Source organism: Saccharopolyspora sp. NFXS83, assembly GCF_026241095.1.
In the GTDB taxonomy this organism is placed as follows: Bacteria; Actinomycetota; Actinomycetes; order Mycobacteriales; family Pseudonocardiaceae; genus Saccharopolyspora_C.
Window position 1 is genome coordinate 274,233 of sequence record NZ_JAPFGB010000007.1, and the last position, 16,876, is coordinate 291,108.

Annotated in this window: 14 protein-coding genes; 7 read left to right on the top strand and 7 right to left on the bottom strand. The window is 72.3% G+C overall.

The features are described from left to right. Window positions 1-88 precede the first annotated feature (88 nt). Window positions 89-499, top strand: coding sequence for a hypothetical protein (locus OOZ19_RS10750; protein ID WP_266089918.1), 411 nt, complete (start codon window positions 89-91; stop codon window positions 497-499). Window positions 500-995: 496 nt separating this feature from the next. Here the strand turns inward: OOZ19_RS10750 and OOZ19_RS10755 are convergent, their stop codons facing one another. The 4 genes from OOZ19_RS10755 to OOZ19_RS10770 form a co-directional block, all read right to left on the bottom strand. Beyond that, window positions 996-1,991: a 4-hydroxythreonine-4-phosphate dehydrogenase PdxA gene (locus OOZ19_RS10755; RefSeq protein WP_266089919.1), complete on the bottom strand. Its 996-nt coding sequence runs from the start codon at window positions 1,989-1,991 to the stop codon at window positions 996-998. A 30-nt stretch (window positions 1,992-2,021) separates the two neighbouring features. Beyond that, window positions 2,022-2,780, bottom strand: coding sequence for a triose-phosphate isomerase (locus OOZ19_RS10760; protein ID WP_266089920.1), 759 nt, complete (start codon window positions 2,778-2,780; stop codon window positions 2,022-2,024). 90 nt (window positions 2,781-2,870) lie between these two features. After that, on the bottom strand, window positions 2,871-4,586 hold the full coding sequence (locus tag OOZ19_RS10765) for a dihydroxyacetone kinase family protein (protein ID WP_266089921.1): 1,716 nt from the start codon (window positions 4,584-4,586) through the stop codon (window positions 2,871-2,873). Then, on the bottom strand, window positions 4,583-5,530 hold the full coding sequence (locus OOZ19_RS10770) for a sugar phosphate isomerase/epimerase family protein (RefSeq protein ID WP_266089922.1): 948 nt from the start codon (window positions 5,528-5,530) through the stop codon (window positions 4,583-4,585). The genes OOZ19_RS10765 and OOZ19_RS10770 overlap by 4 nt, the downstream gene beginning before the upstream one ends. Window positions 5,531-5,646: 116 nt before the next feature. Between OOZ19_RS10770 and OOZ19_RS10775 the strand changes: the two genes are divergently transcribed. The 4 genes from OOZ19_RS10775 to OOZ19_RS10790 all read left to right on the top strand — a co-directional run bounded on the left by OOZ19_RS10775 (window position 5,647) and on the right by OOZ19_RS10790 (window position 9,646). Next, entirely contained in the window at window positions 5,647-6,372 is a 726-nt protein-coding gene (locus OOZ19_RS10775; protein WP_266089923.1) for a GntR family transcriptional regulator, read from the top strand. Window positions 6,373-6,561: 189 nt separating this feature from the next. Further along, window positions 6,562-7,518 carry a tripartite tricarboxylate transporter substrate binding protein gene (locus OOZ19_RS10780; RefSeq protein ID WP_266089924.1) on the top strand — a complete coding sequence of 319 codons (957 nt, stop codon included), beginning with the start codon at window positions 6,562-6,564 and terminating at the stop codon, window positions 7,516-7,518. Beyond that, the gene (locus OOZ19_RS10785; protein WP_266089925.1) at window positions 7,518-8,042 is read left to right on the top strand and encodes a tripartite tricarboxylate transporter TctB family protein; all 525 of its coding nucleotides are present in this window, start codon (window positions 7,518-7,520) and stop codon (window positions 8,040-8,042) included. The genes OOZ19_RS10780 and OOZ19_RS10785 overlap by 1 nt, the downstream gene beginning before the upstream one ends. Then, window positions 8,039-9,646 (top strand): tripartite tricarboxylate transporter permease, encoded by a 1,608-nt coding sequence (locus tag OOZ19_RS10790; protein WP_266089926.1) that lies wholly within the window; start codon window positions 8,039-8,041, stop codon window positions 9,644-9,646. The genes OOZ19_RS10785 and OOZ19_RS10790 overlap by 4 nt, the downstream gene beginning before the upstream one ends. A 117-nt stretch (window positions 9,647-9,763) precedes the next feature. Here the strand turns inward: OOZ19_RS10790 and OOZ19_RS10795 are convergent, their stop codons facing one another. Further along, complete coding sequence (locus OOZ19_RS10795; RefSeq protein WP_266089927.1) at window positions 9,764-11,341, bottom strand: GMC oxidoreductase; 1,578 nt, start codon at window positions 11,339-11,341, stop codon at window positions 9,764-9,766. Window positions 11,342-11,544: 203 nt separating this feature from the next. On the opposite strand from OOZ19_RS10795, the gene OOZ19_RS10800 reads away from it, so the two are divergent. After that, on the top strand, window positions 11,545-12,111 hold the full coding sequence (locus tag OOZ19_RS10800; RefSeq protein WP_266089928.1) for a TetR/AcrR family transcriptional regulator: 567 nt from the start codon (window positions 11,545-11,547) through the stop codon (window positions 12,109-12,111). A 448-nt stretch (window positions 12,112-12,559) separates the two neighbouring features. Here the strand turns inward: OOZ19_RS10800 and OOZ19_RS10805 are convergent, their stop codons facing one another. Beyond that, complete coding sequence (locus OOZ19_RS10805) at window positions 12,560-14,926, bottom strand: xanthine dehydrogenase family protein molybdopterin-binding subunit (RefSeq protein WP_266089929.1); 2,367 nt, start codon at window positions 14,924-14,926, stop codon at window positions 12,560-12,562. Between the two features lie 121 nt (window positions 14,927-15,047). Here OOZ19_RS10805 and OOZ19_RS10810 point away from each other — a divergent pair, with 121 nt between their 5' ends. Continuing rightward, window positions 15,048-16,019, top strand: coding sequence for a TIGR03557 family F420-dependent LLM class oxidoreductase (locus tag OOZ19_RS10810; protein WP_266089930.1), 972 nt, complete (start codon window positions 15,048-15,050; stop codon window positions 16,017-16,019). 51 nt (window positions 16,020-16,070) lie between these two features. Here the strand turns inward: OOZ19_RS10810 and OOZ19_RS10815 are convergent, their stop codons facing one another. Beyond that, entirely contained in the window at window positions 16,071-16,799 is a 729-nt protein-coding gene (locus OOZ19_RS10815) for a phosphatase PAP2 family protein (protein ID WP_266089931.1), read from the bottom strand. Between the last annotated feature and the right edge of the window lie 77 nt (window positions 16,800-16,876).

Here is a 16,876-nt window from a genome sequence, read left to right on the forward strand (position 1 = left end):
GTCGCTCCGCGAGATCGCCGCCCGGACCGGGACCAGCCACGCCCTCCTGCGATACCACTTCGGATCGCTCTCGGGGGTGCTGGCAGCCATGCTCAAGGCGCAGCGATCCCGTGACAACGAGGTGCTTTTCGAGGCCGCCCAGCACGGCACCTTCGACGACCTCGTCGTGGCGATCTGGCGGACCTACACCCGCCCGGAGCAGCTGTCGCGCGTCCGCGGCTTCTTTCACGTCGTGGGCCTGGCCGCGTACAGCCCGGAGAACTTTCGCGAGTTCATCGACTCGCTCGACGACCTGACCGAGATTCTGGCCTCGCTCGCGGAACGCGAAGGGCTCGACGCCGAGGAAGCGCTGACCACGGCCTCCGTCACCATCGCCGCGATTCGCGGCATGCTCCTCCAGGAGGTCCTGGCGCCGGCGGCCCGCTCGGAGGACGCGGTCGCCTTGATCCTGCGCATGAGCGGAGGCCGATCCGTTCCGCGGTCACATCCGGAGCCTTGAGCGCCGGATGCCGTGGTGGAGCTGATCTTCAGTCGTTTCGCCAAGTCCGAACCGAAAAGGCGTCCGCGCGGCCCGGGTGCGGCGTCAGCGCACCGGCACCGGGGTTGCCGGGGCACGGTGGGCGATCGAGGAGTGCAGCGGCGACCGGCCCGAGCGACCGGCACCGCGACCGGTTCTCAGCGGCCTTCTCGCGAGGACGGCGATTCGCCGTGCACGGCGTCGATCCCGCGGCGAGAAGGCCGCTGAGAGCCCGTCTGCGTACTTGGTCCGCGTTGTTGGTCGCTCGGCGGGCCTTCGCCGCTGAGCAGTGATCAGCTTGAGCACGCCGACCACCGGCGGGTTCTCAGCGGCTTCCTCGCGAGGACGGCGATTTCGCGGTGTAGGGCTGCTACATGAGAAAACGATCCCGCAGCGAGGAAGCCGCTGCGGTTGCGCCACCCGGACACCTGCGCAGACCAAGTTCAAAGACAGCCGCTGAGGTCGGAAGGCAGGCCCCTCAGCGGGCCTTCGCCGCTGCCCGGCGGCGGGCCACCGCGATGGCGACGTCGAGGGCGTTCTGGCTGGACGTGGTGCTCGCGATGCCTTGGCCCGCGATGTCGAACGCGGTGCCGTGCGCGGGCGTGGCGATCACCACGGGCAGCCCGCCCTGGACCGTCACGCCCCCGTCGAAACCGAGCAGCTTGACCGCGATCTGGCCCTGGTCGTGGTACATCGTCACGATGCCGTCGTAGTTCTCGCGGGCCAGGAAGATCGTGTCCGACGGGAACGGTCCCGCGACGTCGATGCCGCGGGACTTCGCCTCCTCCACGCCGGGCCGGATGTGGTCGATCTCCTCGCGCCCGAACAGGCCGTTCTCCCCGTTGTGCGGGTTGAGCGCGCACACCCCGAGCCGGGGCGCGTCGATGCCGGAATCGTGCAGCAGCGAGTGCAGCAGCTCGATCGCGGCGGTCACGTTCGGCGCGGTGACCCGCTGCGCCACCTCCTGCATGCTGATGTGGCTGGTGACCCGCGCCGTCCAGAGGCCGTCGATGATGTTGATCTCCGAGGTGGTGCCCTCGTAGCCGAGTTCCTTGGCGAACCAGCGGAGCTCGTCCTCCTCGTGCATCCCCGCCCAGTGCAGGCTCGTCTTGTTCAACGGGGTGAACACGATGCCGCCGACCTCGCCGGCGCTCGCCATCGACACCGCGCGCCGCAGCTGGTGCAACGTGCGCGCACCGGCGGCCTCGGACACCTGGCGCGCCGGGATCGGTTCCGCCGGGGCCGAGCGGTCGTCGAGCAGCGTCACGGTGCCGGGCTCCGGGGTGCTGGAGAGCGGGATCTCCACACCGGCGACGGCGGCGGCGTCGTCGAGCTCGGCGCGATCGGCCAGGACGTAGATCTCGGCCGCGGCGCTGTTGCGCGGATCGGCGAGCAGCTTCGCCGCCAGCTCCGGGCCGACGCCCGCCGGGTCGCCCAGCGTCAGCGCGATCTTCGGGCGGATGGAGTCGTTCATCGAGGTGTCCTCTTCATCGGGATCGGTGGGTCACCGGCCGGAACCGGCGCGCAAGTGGTCGTCGGCGAGTGCGAGCAGGCCGAGCAGGCCTTCGACCTGCCAGGCCGCCCGGCCGACGAACAACCCGCCGGTGCCGGGCACGGCCAACAGCTCGGCCGCGTTGTCCAGGTTGACCGAGCCGCCGTAGAGGACTGCCTCGACGTCGCCGCCGAAGCGGTCGTGCAAGGCCGCCATCACCGGCGCCACGTCCGCGGGCTTCGGCAGGCGGCCGTGCTCACCGATCGCCCACACCGGCTCGTAGGCCAGCAGCACCGAGGACGCGTCGGCGCACCCGGCCAGCGCGGCCTCGGCTTGGGCCACGACGTGCTCGACGGAACGGCCCGCCGCCGCGACCTCCGCGTCCTCGCCCACGCACACCAGCGGGATCAGGCCGTGCGCGAGGGTCGCGCGGACCTTGCGGTGGACCGTCTCGTCGGTCTCGGCGAAGTGCCTGCGCCGCTCGGCGTGCCCGATCTCCACGATGCGGGCCCCCGCGTCGGCGACCTGGCCCACCGACAACTCGCCGGTCCACGCCCCGGATTCCGCCCAGTGCGCGTTCTGGGCCCCGGCGAGGATCGGGGACTCCGGGCCGAGCGCCGCGGTCACCTCCGGCAACGAGGTGGCCGGGGGCACGACGAACGGCCGCACACCGCTCGGTTCCGCCGTCCACCCGTCGCGCAGCGCGCGGGCGTAGGCGACGGCCTCCGACCGGGTCTTGGTCATCTTGAAGCTGGTGCCGATCCAGAGCACGTCAGCTCGTCCCGTCAGCGGTGGGCGCGGCGGCCTTCGCCGCCGACGAGGACACCGGGCCGCCGGTGCGGCCGGTGACGATGCGCGAGGTCATCGAATGCCTCCCGGAGGCGTCGTGTTCAGCGTTGCGGTGAGGGCGGTGACGACCAGGGCGAACGAGGTCGCTCCCGGGTCCGGGGTGCCGAGGCTGCGGTCGCCGTGGGTCCGCGCCCGGCCGCGGCGGGCCGGGATGTCGGCGGTGGCGGCAGCGGCGGTGGTGGCCGCTTCCGCCGCGCGCACCAGTGCTTCCGCCGGAGCGGCCCCGGCTCGGGCCACCAGTTCGGCGAACGGGGCGGCGGCGTCGACCATCGTCTTGTCGCCGGGGGCGGCCCCGCCGAGCCGCGCGACCGCGTCGACCGCCCGGCCGATCGCCGTCCCGAGCAGCGGCCCGGTCACGGCGTCCTGATCGCCCAAGGTCGAGCCGAACGCGCTGATGGCACCGCCCCAGAGCGCGCCGGAGGTGCCGCCCGCGCTCTCCGACCAGGCCGCGGCGGCGCGGGCGAGGACCGTGCCGGCACCGGCACCGGCCGCGCGGGCCGTCTCGGCCGCTTCGGCGGCGGCCAGCGATCCCCGCCGCATGCCCAGACCGTGATCGCCGTCCCCGGCGACGGCGTCGAGCCGCCCGAGCCGTTCTTCGTGCTCCGCCAGCACATCGCGGGCGATCTCGAAGGCGGTGACGACGAGGGCGGCGTCTCGGTGGGACTCCGCCGATCCGGCGGCGACGGGCGGTGCGCCGGTGTCGCCGAGGTCGTCGGTGCGGGCCGGGCGGGCGGGAAAACCGCCGCGCCGCCACGCCGGGGTGTCCACCGGATCCGCCCACAGCTCGGCCAGTTCGTCGTCGAGCGGGGTCACCGACAGCGAGAGCCCGCTCATGCCGAGGCTGCTCATCTGGGCGCCCACCACGGGATCCACCGGTTCCAGCCCGGCGCCGGCGAGCCGTCGAGCGATCCGGCCGTAGACGACGAACAGCTCCTCGCCACCGATGCCACCCATCCCGTTGAGCAGCACCGCGACCCGGCCACCGCGCACCGCCGCGGGTTCGGCGAGCACGCCGTCCACGAGCCGATCGGCCACCTCGGTGGCGGACCCCAGCGGATGCTCGGACAGGCCCGGCTCGCCGTGTACGCCGAGCCCGAGCGCCATCCGGCCGGGCGGCACCTCGAACAGCGGTGCCGCCGCGCCGGGCAACGTGCACCCGGAGAAGGCGACCCCGAGCGAGCGGGTCACCTCGACGGCTCGGCGGCCGATGCGTTCCACGTCGTCGAGTCCCATGCCCCGCTCGGCGGCGGCGCCCACCAGCTTGAACACCAGCAGGTCACCGGCGATGCCGCGGCGCAGCCCGGCCTGCTCGGGGGGTGCGGAGGCGACGTCGTCCACGACCGCCAGCACCCGCGCGTCGATGCCCTCGGCGCGCAACTGCTCCGCGGCCAGGCCGAAGTGCAGCACGTCGCCCGCGTAGTTCCCGAACCCCAGCAGCACACCGCTGCCCCCGGCGGCGCGAGCCACCGAGCAGACCTGCGCCGCGGACGGCGAGGCGAACACGTTCCCGCAGGCCGCGCCGTGGGCCATGCCGGGACCGACCCACCCGGCGAACGCCGGGTGGTGGCCGCTGCCGCCGCCGATCACCACGGCCACCTGCCCCGGCGGCGTGCTGCTCGCGCGCACCACGCCGCCGCGCACCGCGCGCACGTCGCGGGGGTGGGCGGCGACGAACCCGCTCAACGCGTCCGCCGCGTACCCCGCCGCGCCGTCGTGCAACGTCGTCATCGCCGATCTCCCAGCTTCGCGCGCAGCAAGGTGCGCAGGTAGTCGCGGTTGCGCGCCGACACGCTGAGCCCGTCGCCGCCGTAGTGCTCGACGCACAGCGGGCCGTCGAACCCGTGCTCCAGCGCGATCTCCAGGGCGAGCCGGTAGCTGATCACGCCCTGCTCCATCGGGGCGGGCACCGAGAAGTACGCGCCGGTGTCCGGGTCGTGATCGCGGTGGTAGTTCTTGACGTGCCAGTAGTTCGCGTGCGGGAGGGTCAGCTCCAACATCCGCGCCCAGTCCTCGACGGGGCGGTGCAGCCGCACGATGTTGCCGATGTCCGGGTTGAGCCCGACGTTGTCCAGGCCGATGTCGGTCACCAGTGCCACGGCGCCTTCCGCGGTACCGAGGTAGGTGTCCTCGTACATCTCCAGCGAGACCGCGATGCCGCGTTCGGCGGCGTGCTCACCGACCTCGCGGAAGCGCCGCACGCAGGTCGCGCGGGTGCGCTCGTCGTCGAGCGGGTCCTGCGGGCCCGGCACCGTCCAGAACCAGAGCGCGTCGCGCTGGGCCGCGGTGAACGGGCGGTGCAGGCCGGCGCAGACCACCGGGATGCCCAGCTCGGCCGCCGCGTCGATCGTGCGGTGCAGGTAGGCCAGGTTCTCCTCGGCGACCGCCGGATCCGGGTCGATCGGGCTGCGCCGCGCCACGGAGATCGCGGTGACGCCGAGCCCGGCGCCGCGCAGCGCTGTTCTGAGCTCGTCGCGCCGGGATGAGCTCAGGTCTCCCGGACGCAGCCAGCTGTCGGTGAGGTCGACGTGGTCGAAGCCGGCGGCGGCGATCTCGGCGAACACTGCGCTCCACCGCGCGGCGGGAGCGTCCTGGACGACCGTTCCGTCGCGCTGGACGCTGGGGAACTGCAGCAGTGCCGCACCGATCGGCCAGGTCTCTGCGGTGAACGCCATCGTTCGTCTCCCGAGGCTCGTTTTCAAAGATGCTATAGGATCCTTCCTGTATCGACAACGACGAGGCGTGTCGTCCGCCTGATCGTCAGGAGCCGCTGCGCTATCGTTGACCCACCATGAGCACCGATGCGCCCGCAGGCGGCAGGTCGCCGCGCACCACCAAGAACCCCGTCGCCCGCCGAGCACTGCGCGACACCGTGTACGACGTCGTGCTCGAAGGAATCCTCGACGGCACCTACCCGCCCGACGACTCGCTCGGCATCGACCAGCTCGCCCGCGACCTCGGCGTCTCCCCCACGCCCATCCGGGAAGCGCTGGTGCAGATGGAGCACACCGGACTGGTGACGCGGGCCGCGCTGAAGGGCTACCGGGTCGCGCCGCTGCTCACCGACGAGCAGATGGCCGATCTCGTCATGGCGCGCACGGTGGTGGAGCTGGCCGCGGTCGAGCAGGCCGTCGCCCGCGGAGCGGAGCTGATCCCGCAGCTCAGGGTCGCCCACGCCCGGCACACGTTGAGCGCGCACAAGGTCGGCGAGCTGCGCTCCGCCGGAGCCCGGCCGGACGACTACGCGGATCTGCGCGAGTACTTCGACTCCGACTGGGAGTTCCACCTGGTGATCCTGCGCGGATCCGGCAACCGCTACCTGCTGCAGATGGCGGAGTCGCTGGGGACGCACGTGCACCGGCTGCGGCAGTCGCTGGACCGCGAGGTCTTCGACGTCGACGAGGCGGTGACCGAGCACGCGGCCGTGCTCGCCGCGTTCGAGAGCGGGGATCCGGTCGAGGCGATGCGCGCGCACCTGCAGGGCGTGGCCCGCCGCTCGTTGCCCGAACGGGCCTGACCGCTCCCCGCGCGCGGCGCCTTTCCCTTCCCGCACGGCGGCGGTTCTTCTTCCTCCCCCTGTCGGCGGTGACTCGCCGAACGGTCTTGTCGTTCCTCGAAGCGCCACCTACTATCGCTGAAATCCAATAGGATCTTTGATCGATGGGGATCGAGTGGGGTGCTGAGCCCGCTCCGGAAGGAACTGACAATGCTGTCGCGCTTCCTCAGGATCGCCGCCGCCCTGGCGGCGATCGCGGTGATCACCTCGTGCTCGGTGCGAGCCCCCGTACCCGACGACTGGCGCGCCCGCGGCTCGGTGAGCGCCGTCGTGGCCTTCGCACCCGGCGGCGGCAGCGACCGCTCCGCGCGCGTGCTCGCCCAAGGGCTCAACGAACTCGAGCACGGCTACGACGTCAACGTCGAGAACAAGGAAGGCGGCTCCGGCGCGGTCGGCTGGGCGACGTTCCTGGCCGAGGAGGGCAACGGCAACGCGCTGCTGGTCGCCGAGACCGCGCTCAACACCCTTCCCCTCGTCTACGAAGACGTCCCGTTCACCTACCGCAGCTTCACCCCGCTGGTGATGTTCGCGCAGGACTCGCGCATGGTGGTGGCACCGGCGGACTCCCCGTTCGAGACGTGCGCCGACGTGGTGCGGGCCAGCGCGACGCAGCGGGTCGTGTCGGGATCCAGCGGACGCACCGGCGCCGACGCGCTGGTCGTCGCCGAACTGACCGGGGCCGGCGGCGCGGTGGACGTGGTCCCCTACGGCTCGACCGGCGAGGTGATGACCGGGCTGCTGGGCGGGCAGATCGACCTGGCCCCCGCGAGCGCGGCCTCCGCCAAGCCGTACTTGGAAAGCGGCGACGCGAAGGCGTTGTGCACGATGACCGAGCAGCGCTACGACGACCCTGTGCTCGGATCCGTGCCGACCGCCCGCGAACAGGGCATCGACGCGCTCGTGACCATCTGGCGCGGCGCGCTCGCACCCGCCGGGATCGCCGAGTCGCAGCGCCGGTTCTGGATCGACGAGCTGCACCGGGCGATGCGCTCCCCGGCCTACCTGGACTACATCCGCAACGACCTGCTGATCCCCGCCGACCTCAGCGGCGACGAGTTCGGCAGGTTCCTCGACGACTACGACCGCCAGATGCGGGAGGTCTTCTGATGAGCTCCGCCGAAGCCGACCGCACCTCGCCACCCCGGCCGGGGATGCTCGCCGCGCACCTGTTCCTGACCGCGCTCGGCGCCGCGTTCGCCCTGGGGTCGCTGGCCTACGACTGGACCACCGAGGACGGCACCATCGGCGCCGCGGTGATGCCGCGCGTGGTTGGCGTGCTGCTGGTGGTGGTCGGACTCGCCCTGGTGCGCCAAGAACTCTCCGGTGCGGCCCCGGCCGACGACGACGCCCCGCCGGTGACCGGAGCCGCGGCCCCCGCCGGCAAGTACCGGATGCCGATCGTCGTGGTGACCATGTGGGCGGCGACCGCGCTGGTGCCGGTGCTCGGGCTGCTGCCCGCGCTGGTGCTGGCGATGTTGTTCCTGCTCACCGTGGTCGAGCGGATCGCCCCGCTGCGGGCGGTGCTCATCTCGGCCGCCACCTACGTCGTCGCCCATCTCACGTTCGTCACGCTGCTCGGGGCGCCGCTGCCCCTCGGGCTCCTCGACCCGACGCTGTGGAGCGCGCTGTGATCGACAACCTGGTCCTGGGCTTCGAATCGGCCCTCACCCCGGAGAACCTGCTGTGGTGCTTCATCGGGGTCGTGCTCGGCACGGTGATCGGCATCCTGCCCGGCCTGGGGTCGGCGACCGGTGTCGCGATCCTGATCCCGGTGACGCTGACGCTGTCCCCGCTGACGGCCCTGATCATGCTCGCGGGGATCTACCACGGCGCGCAGTTCGGCGCGACGATCACCGCCATCCTGATCGCCACTCCCGGTGAGGCGTCCTCGGTGATCAGCACCTTGGACGGCTACCAGATGGCGCGGCGCGGCCGGGCCGGTCCGGCGCTGGCGATCTCGGCGCTGGGCGCGTTCGTCGCGGCGATGGTGTCGCTGGTGGTGCTCGTCGCGGTCGCCCCGTTCTTCGCCGAGGTGGCGTTGGAGTTCGGCCCGCCGGAGATGCTGGCCATCATGGTGCTGGGTCTGGCCACGATCGTCGTGTTCTCCGGCCGGAACCTGCTGCTGGGCTGCGCGATGGGGCTGTTCGGCATCCTCGTCGGCTGCGTCGGCGTCGACACCGGCAGCGGAGTCGCCCGCTACACCTTCGGCGAGGTCGACCTCTACGGCGGGGTGCCGTTCGTGGAGGTCATGATCGGCCTGTTCGCGATCGGCGAGTTGCTCCACCAGCTCCGCCAGGGTTCGGCCGAGCCGATCCGCGCGCGGTTCCGCGACCTGCTGCTCACCCGGGAGGACCTGCGGCGGGCCGCGGCGCCGACCGCGCGCGGCACCGTCGTCGGGTTCCTGCTCGGTTGCCTGCCCGGCGCCGGGACCACGCTGGCCTCGTTCATGGCCTACGGCGCCGAGAAGCGCTTCTCGAAGAACCGGCGCCAGCTCGGCAAGGGCGCGATCGAGGGCGTGGTCGCGCCGGACGCGGCGACCAACGCGGCGTCGAACGCGAACTTCATCCCGACGCTGGTGCTGGGCGTTCCCGGCGGTGCCACGACCGCCGTGCTGCTGGGCGCGTTCCTCGTCTACGGCATCCAGCCCGGGCCGCAGCTGTTCGACACCCAGCCCGCGCTGGTGTGGGGACTGCTCGTCTCGTTCTTCATCGGCAACGTCCTGCTGCTGGCGTTGAACCTGCCGCTGGCACCGGTGTTCGCGCAGTTGCTGCGGCTGCGCTACGAGATCCTCTACCCGCTGATCATCGTCACCAGCCTGATCGGCGCCTACACGGTGAAGAACAGCCTGTTCAGCGTGTTCGTGACCTTGGTGTTCGGACTCGTGGGCTATGCGATGAAGCGGTTGTCGCTGCCGGTGGCGCCGCTGGTGCTGGGCCTGGTGATCGGGCCGCTGTTCGAGAAGTCGCTGACCCAGAGCTCCGCGCTCGCCGGGGACGCGGGGGTGGCGAGCCTGATCTTGGGCAGCACCACCGCGATCGTCGTGCTGCTGGCCGCCGTGCTGCTAGTCGCAGGCCCGGTGCTGGGGCGCGCGATCCGAGGACGCACCGCCGGTGCGCGGGACGACGACGCGACCGGAGGTGCCGAGGCGGCGGTGCCCACCGCGCCGCGCACGACGGCGAACGACGAGGGCTCGGCCACCGACCGCGCGGAACCGGGCGACTCGGACTCCCGCTGAGCGCGGACGCACGGCGGGAAGGGGCGCCCTCCCCGCCGTGCGTCCGACCGGGCTCCGCCGGGAAAACCGTGCCGCGCGGCCGATCCCGCGCTCGGCGCGCCCTTCCGGCGCCGACGATCAGAACACCGTGCCCGCGTCCTGAGCGATCAGTTCGTCCGTCGCCCGCTCGGCGACGGCCGCGATCGTCATCGACGGGTTGCAGGCCGCGCTGTTGCCCGGCATCAGCGCCCCGTCCAGCACGTAGAGCCCGCGGTGGCCCTGGACCCGACCGGCGAGGTCGCAGACGGTGCCCATCGACGCGCCACCCAGGGGGTGCCAGGTGTTGGGCACCAGCGAGGTCGTGTCCAGCCGGATGGCGCCGTCCCCCGCGATCCGGGCGACCCGGTCGTCGATGATCCGGCTGAGCTCGGCGTCCGCGTCGCGCGGCCAGTCCAGCACCGCGTCGTCCTTCGCCGAGTCGTAGACGAACCTGCCGCGCCCCTGGCTCACCCCGTAGCCGACGAGCATCGTGGTGCGCAGGTCCGGCAGCGGTGGCAGCGAGGCTTGGATGACCGTGTTCGCCGTCGCCGGGTCGTCCCACTCCAGGCTGCCGTAGACGACGGGGCCGCCCTGCGGCGCGCCGAAGTCGTCGGCGAAGTTCGTCCAGGTGTAGATGCGGTCCCCGTTGGAGCCCCAGTTCGAGCCCAGCCCGTCGGGCATGTCGGGGATCTGGTCCTTGGCCGCCGCGCGCATCAGCAGCTTCGTGGTGTTCGCCGTACCGGCCGCCATGACCAGCGCCCCGGCCGTGATGATTTTCTTCTCCAGCACGGTGCCGCCGCTGTCGATGCGGTCGACGTGGACTTCCCAGCGCCCGTCCTTGGCCATCGCCACGTCGGTGACGTTGTGCTGGGTGGCGACCGTGACGCGGCCGGTCGCCTCCGCTTGGGCGATGTAGGTGACGTCGACCGAGTGCTTGCCGCCGTTGTTCACGCCCATGCTGCAGTCGCCGTTGGTGTAGGACGCCTTCATCTCGCCCGCCAGCTCGCGCAGCGCGAAGTCCCAGTCGATCGGCATCGGGATCTTCGAGAGGTCGTAGCCCGCCGCCTCGGTGTTGCGCGCGAACACCCGCGAGGGCTTGTACGTCTTGCTGTTGATCAGCTCGTCCGGCGCGGTCCGCAGCTTCAGCATCTCGGCGACGCGCGGGTAGTGCTCGCGGTCCATGCGCGCGTAGTCGAGCTGCTCGGGCATGTTGGCGTTGAACACGTCGGCGGAGGGCTGCAACGTCATCCCCTGGTAGACCAGCGAACCGCCGCCGACGCCCGCGGCGCACATGATGTCCATCCCGTTGCCGGGGACCTGTTCCAGCAGCCCGGTGTAGGGGGCGAACGGCATCAGCGGCAGCCCGAACAGCGAGGGCGTGGAACCCATCCAGGACAGCCGCGAGTCCGGGGACAAGGGGCTCGGGAACGTGTCGGCGTTCGGGCCGGTGGGCCAGCGGCGCCCGCGTTCCAGCACCAGGACGGGCAGCCCTGCCTGGGCGAACCGCAGCGCCGTCACTCCCCCGCCGAAGCCGGAGCCGATGACGACGACGCGGTGCTCCTCGCGGGTCACCGGGACCCGGTTCACGGCCGCGAGGGCCTGCGGGGCGCTGATCGCGGTCAGCCCCGTGGCGACGGCTGCTCCCTTGAGTGCGGAACGGCGGCTCAGTTCGGGCATCGGATCTCCTGCGCGGTGAGGGCGTGTCGCGGAGTTCGCGGACCGCCGGGTGACGGCCACGGCCCGGAGCACGAGCGGTCCTCGCTGATCAACGGGGGTGGCGGATCGGAAGTGTAGGGAGGGAAACCGAGAGAGAGAACCGGTCGACGATCTCACTACGCGCGGGTAACATCTTCCGACGTGCGCGAACAGCGAGGTGTCCGTTGCTGACCCCGCAGCGCACCGATGCCCGCCGCAACCGCGAGATCATCCTGCGGGCGGCCGACGAGGCGTTCGCCCAGGGCTCCGAGGTCGTCCCGATCGAGGAGATCGCCCGCCGCGCCGGACTCGGGCGGGCGACCGTCTACCGGCACTTCTCCGACCGCTACGCCTTGGCCACCACCGTCGCCGCGCACCGGCTGGAGACGTTGAAGTGCATCGTCGGCACCGCCGAGCGCGACCGCCGCACCTTCCGGGACCTGCTGCACGTGGTGCTCCGCGAGCAGGTGGCCAGGCGACCGCTGGTCAACCTCATCCGGGAACTGCCGGAGCACGAGCAGCGGCGGTTCGCCGACTCGCTGATCGCCGTGCTCGCGCCGGCGTTCCGCCGCGCGCAAGCTGAGGAGGAGCTGCGCGGCGACATCGAGCCGGCCGACCTGGTGCTGGTCCTGGAGATGATCGAAGGCGCTCTGTCGTCGAAGCTCGTGCCCGCCGACGACGAAGCCGCCATCCGCAAGCTGATCGCCGTCTCCCTCGACGGCCTCTACCCCCGCCCGGAGTCCCCGGCTTAGGGATCGTCCGGCCGATCTGCACGGCTGCTCCGGTGGTCGCCGCGCATCGGATGCACCGCTGACCGCGGAAGACCTCCTCCACCTGCCGTCGGCCGAGGTTCATGTTCGTGCGCTGTGGAGAGTCGGTTTCCTTCCCGGACGGAATCGCGCACGGTGTTCGTGGCGGGAACCGCACCGGCGAACCGGGGCATCGCACCCGGGCAACCGGCCGCGCCCTACCACCGCTACCGCGTGACGAGCCGGTTCGAGTCGTCACGGGCACCGCCCGGCCGAGCCCCGAACACGGCGTCCGGGCGGCGGTCACGCGCACGTCCTGGCGCAGTCGCCCCATCAGCGGAGGCCGGCTGACCGAGCTGTGACCGAACCCCCGCAGGCGACGGGGGATCCGATCGCGTTCGCGGGTCGGAGACCGTCGGCCGCGGCCGGTACCTCGTCGAAGTCCGCCGGGTCACACCACCGCTTCGTCGGCGTCGTCCGGTTTTCCTCCCGCTCGGACGGGGAGGTCGTCGAAAGCGGCCGGGGGTTCCTGCCACGGGTCGGCGAGCGTGCCGGCTCGGGCGTCGCGGACGGTCTCCCAGACGCGCTGCGGGGTCGCGGGCATGTCGACGTGGCGGACGCCGAGGTGGCTGAGGGCGTCGACCACCGCGTTCTGCACCGCGGGGGTCGATCCGACGGTCGCCGACTCGCCGATCCCCTTGGCGCCCAACGGGTTGTGCGGGCTCTCGGTCACCGTGTTCGCCGTCTCCAGCGCGGGCACGTCGGCCGCCGACGGCATCGCGTAGTCGGCGAGCGTCGCGGTGGACGGGTTGCCGTCCTCGTCGTAGGACATGTGCTCCCACAGCGCCTGGGCGATGCCCTGGACCGCGCCGCCGTGCTGCTGGCCGCGCACGATCGTCGGGTTGACGATCCGGCCGCAGTCGTCGACGGCGATGTGCCGCAGCGGGGTGACGTAACCGGTTTCGGTGTCGATCTCCACCACGGACACGTGGGCTCCGAACGGGAACGAGGCGCCGCCAGGTGCGAAGTCGGTGTCGGCGGCCAGCGGACGGCCCTCGGCGGCGGCGGCCCGCACCAGGTCCGGCCAGCTCAGCACGGTGCTGGGCACACCGGCGACGCCGAGTCCGCCGTCGGTGACCTCGATGTCCTCGGGTGCGGCTTCCAGCTTCGTGGCGGCGAGTTCCCTGGCATGGCGCAGCACGACCTCCGCCGCCGCGCGCACGGCGCTGCCGCCGACCTGCAGCGACCGGGATCCGCCGGTGCCGCCGCCGCGCGGGACGGTGGCCGTGTCGGACTGGACGAACTCGACGGACTCCATCGGGAGTCCCAGCATGTCGGCGACGATCATCGAGAACGACGTGGCGTGGCCCTGCCCGTGCGCCGAGGTGCCGACCTTGATGGTGGCGCCGTCCTCGTGCACCTCGACGGCGGCGAACTCGCCCGCGCCACCGCCGGTGATCTCCACGTAGGTGCTCATCCCGATGCCCAGCGCGAGCGGATCGCCCGCCGCTCGCCTGCGGGCCTGTTCGGCGCGCAGCTCCTCGTAACCGGCCAGGCGCAGCGCCTCGGTCAGCGCGAGGTCGTAGTCGCCGCTGTCGTAGCTCGCACCGGTGAGCGTCGTGTACGGGAACTGCTCCGGCCGCAGGAAGTTGCGCCTGCGCAGCTCCGCCGGATCGATGCCGAGTTCGGCGGCGGCCATGTCGATGAGGCGTTCCAGCATGGCCGCGGCCTCGGGCCGACCGGCGCCGCGGAACGCGCCGACGGGAGTGGTGTTGGTGAGCACCGCGACGCCGTCGTAGCTCAACGCCGGGATCCGGTACACGCCTTGCGACATCAGCCGCGTCGGGCCGAGCGCGAGCGCGCCGCCGAACCCGGCGTAAGCACCGGCGTCGCCGATGACCCGCGCGCGCAGGCCCACGATGTCCCCGTCGCGGGTGAGCCCGAGTTCGCCGTACTGCACCTGGGCACGGCCGTGCGGCATGGTCTGCATGTTCTCGGAGCGGCCCTCGACCCATTTCACGGGCTTGCCGAGTTCGCGGGCCACCGCGACCGCCGCGAGGTATTCCACGGCGGCACCTGCCTTCCCGCCGAACGCACCGCCGACGTGCGGGGCGATCACCCGCACGCGTTCGGCGTCCCAGCCGAAGGACGCGGCGAGCCCGCTGCGCAGCGCGTGCGGCATCTGGGTGGAGGCGTAGGCCGTGACTTCGTAGTCCTCGTCGGGACCGCCGGGCAGCACGGCGAACGCGTTGCCCTCCATCGGGACGACGGCGAGGCGCTGGTTCTCGATCCGGGCCCGGACCACGACGTCCGCGCCGGCGAGCACGTCGGCGCCCGCGGCGTCGCGGGCGCCGTCGGCGATGTTCGAGCCGTGCGCCGGGAACTGCGCCGGGGACTCCGGGTCCATCGCGTGTTCGGGGTCGACCGTGACCGGCAGCGGTTCGTATTCGACGTCGACCAGTTCCAGCCCGTCCGCCAAGGCCGCACCGCTGTCGGCGACGACGATGGCGACCGCTTCGCCGACGAACCGCACCCGGTCGCTCGCCAGCGGGTACCGGGGGAAGTCGCCGAGTTCGATGAACGGCGCCAGGACCGGCATGTCCAGGTCCGCGGCGGTGAACGCGGCGACGACGCCCGGCGCGGCGGCGGCTTCGGCGACGTCGATGGAGGTGATCTCGGCGTGGGCCAGCGGCGAGCGCACGAAACCGATGCGCAGCACCCCGTCCAGCGGGAGATCGTCCACGTAGGTGCCGCGACCGCGCAGCAGTTCAGGGTCCTCGACCCGGTTGACCTCGTTGCCGAGCAGGGATCCGACCATGATCCGAGCCTAGCGGGGGAAGGGGCGATCGCCCACCACCGCGCGAAGTCCGTTCGCGGCGGGCCGGGCGCCGACGGCTGCCAGAGCGCGTTCACCGTGCCGTCCTGCGAGCCTGGAGGGCATGGTTCGGATCGGATACACCTTGATGACCGAGCAATCCGGCCCGCGGGCGCTGGTCCGGCACGCGCCGCTCGCCGAGGCCGCCGGGTTCGACTTCGCCGTGATGAGCGACCACTACTCGCCCTGGCTGGAGAGCCAGGCGCACTCCCCCTACGCGTGGAGCGTGCTGGGCGCGGTCACCCAGGTGACCGAGCGCGTGGAGCTGATGACGTACGTGACGGCACCGATCCTGCGCTACCACCCGGCTGTCGTGGCGCAGAAGGCGGCGACCATCGGGCTGCTCTCGCAGGACCGCTTCACGCTGGGCCTGGGCGCCGGGGAGAACCTCAACGAGCACGTGGTCGGCCGCGGCTGGCCGCCGGTGCACGTGCGGCACGAGATGCTCCAGGAGGCCGTCGAGATCATCCGGGCGTTGTTCGGCGGCGAGCAGGTGGACCACGTGGGGCGGCACTTCCGGGTGGACCAGGCGAAGTTGTGGGACGTGCCGTCCCGGCCGGTGCCGATCGGCGTCGCCGTCTCCGGCCCGGAGTCGGTCCGCCGGTTCGCGCCGCTCGCCGAGACGATGATCTCGACCGATCCGGATGAGCGCCTGTGCCGCGCCTGGGACTCGGCGCGCGGCGGCGATCGCAAGGTGGGTCAGCTCCCGGTGTCCTGGGGTCCGGACCGGGACGCGGCGGTCAAGCGGGCGCACGAGCAGTTCCGCTGGTTCGCCGGGGGCTGGCGGGTCAACGCCGACCTGCCGGGCCCGGCGGGTTTCGCGGGCGCGACGCAGTTCGTGCGGCCCGAGGACGTGGCCGCGAACATCCCGTGCGGCCCGGACGCGGATCCCATCGTGGACGCGGTGGCCTCGTTCCGGGACTGCGGGTTCACCGACGTCGCGCTGGTGCAGGTCGGCGGCGACGACCACCAGGACGGCTTCTTCGAGTTCGCGCGCAGCGAGTTGCTGCCCGCGGTCCGCGCCAAGCTCGGTTGACGGCACCGCCGAGCCGCAGCCGGACGATCACCCGGCGGAACCGGGAACAGGTCAGCGGCGCACGGCCGGGAACTGCACGGTCGAGTCGTCCACGACGGGCAGTTGCACGGTTTCGTCCTCGCGGTCGACCTCCGGGCCGGGCCCGAACGCGAACGCACCGGCGGGCAGCAGCCGGGCCCGTTCCACGACCGGGACGGCCAGTCCGGCCAGCCACGGCAGCAGCGCCGCGACGAGCGCGCCCAGCGACAGGCCGACCAGCACGTCGTGCGGGTAGTGCACGCCGACGAACACCCGCGACAGCCCGGTCAGCAGCCCGAGGGTCACCGCGAACCAGCCCCAGCCGGGGCGGGCGCAGAGGATGGCGACGGCAGCCGCCGCGGCGATCGTGGAGTGGTTGCTGGGGAACGACCAATCGCCGAGCTCGGGGCAGGTGGCGATGGTGCTCATCCGCGCCACCGCGCGGCAGGGGCGGTCCTCCTGGATGAAGGACTTGACGATCTCGCTGACCCCGTAGGCGAGCACCGTGACCGGCGCCAGCAGCGCGGCGCGGGCCATGATCTCATGATCATCGCGCCGGGCCCGCCAGAACAGGTAGCCGAAGATCAGCAAGAAGGCGATGATCGCGCCCTCGGTGAACACCTCGCTGAACACCTGGAACCACTCCGGGCTCGCCGCACCGGCCCCGGCGATGCCGCGGTACCAGTCGGTGCTGACGTCGGGGACGTACGGATTCGGTTCGGAGCGCCCGGCTAACAGCGGCTGAACAACGGGTGTCGACATTCACAGCATCATATGAAGATCAACCCACTGGTCTCGGGACCGCCTCCACCGGAACTCGCGGACCTGCGTCGATGCCG

Excerpts from the sequence above, each read along its gene's own strand:
- OOZ19_RS10750 (WP_266089918.1), top strand. The coding sequence starts at position 89 with ATGCTCAAGGCGCAGCGATCCCGTGACAACGAGGTGCTTTTCGAGGCC.
- OOZ19_RS10755 (WP_266089919.1), bottom strand. The coding sequence starts at position 1,991 with ATGAACGACTCCATCCGCCCGAAGATCGCGCTGACGCTGGGCGACCCG.
- OOZ19_RS10765 (WP_266089921.1), bottom strand. The coding sequence starts at position 4,586 with ATGACGACGTTGCACGACGGCGCGGCGGGGTACGCGGCGGACGCGTTG.
- OOZ19_RS10770 (WP_266089922.1), bottom strand. The coding sequence starts at position 5,530 with ATGGCGTTCACCGCAGAGACCTGGCCGATCGGTGCGGCACTGCTGCAG.
- OOZ19_RS10775 (WP_266089923.1), top strand. The coding sequence starts at position 5,647 with ATGAGCACCGATGCGCCCGCAGGCGGCAGGTCGCCGCGCACCACCAAG.
- OOZ19_RS10780 (WP_266089924.1), top strand. The coding sequence starts at position 6,562 with ATGCTGTCGCGCTTCCTCAGGATCGCCGCCGCCCTGGCGGCGATCGCG.
- OOZ19_RS10785 (WP_266089925.1), top strand. The coding sequence starts at position 7,518 with ATGAGCTCCGCCGAAGCCGACCGCACCTCGCCACCCCGGCCGGGGATG.
- OOZ19_RS10795 (WP_266089927.1), bottom strand. The coding sequence starts at position 11,341 with ATGCCCGAACTGAGCCGCCGTTCCGCACTCAAGGGAGCAGCCGTCGCC.
- OOZ19_RS10805 (WP_266089929.1), bottom strand. The coding sequence starts at position 14,926 with ATGGTCGGATCCCTGCTCGGCAACGAGGTCAACCGGGTCGAGGACCCT.
- OOZ19_RS10810 (WP_266089930.1), top strand. The coding sequence starts at position 15,048 with ATGGTTCGGATCGGATACACCTTGATGACCGAGCAATCCGGCCCGCGG.
- OOZ19_RS10815 (WP_266089931.1), bottom strand. The coding sequence starts at position 16,799 with ATGTCGACACCCGTTGTTCAGCCGCTGTTAGCCGGGCGCTCCGAACCG.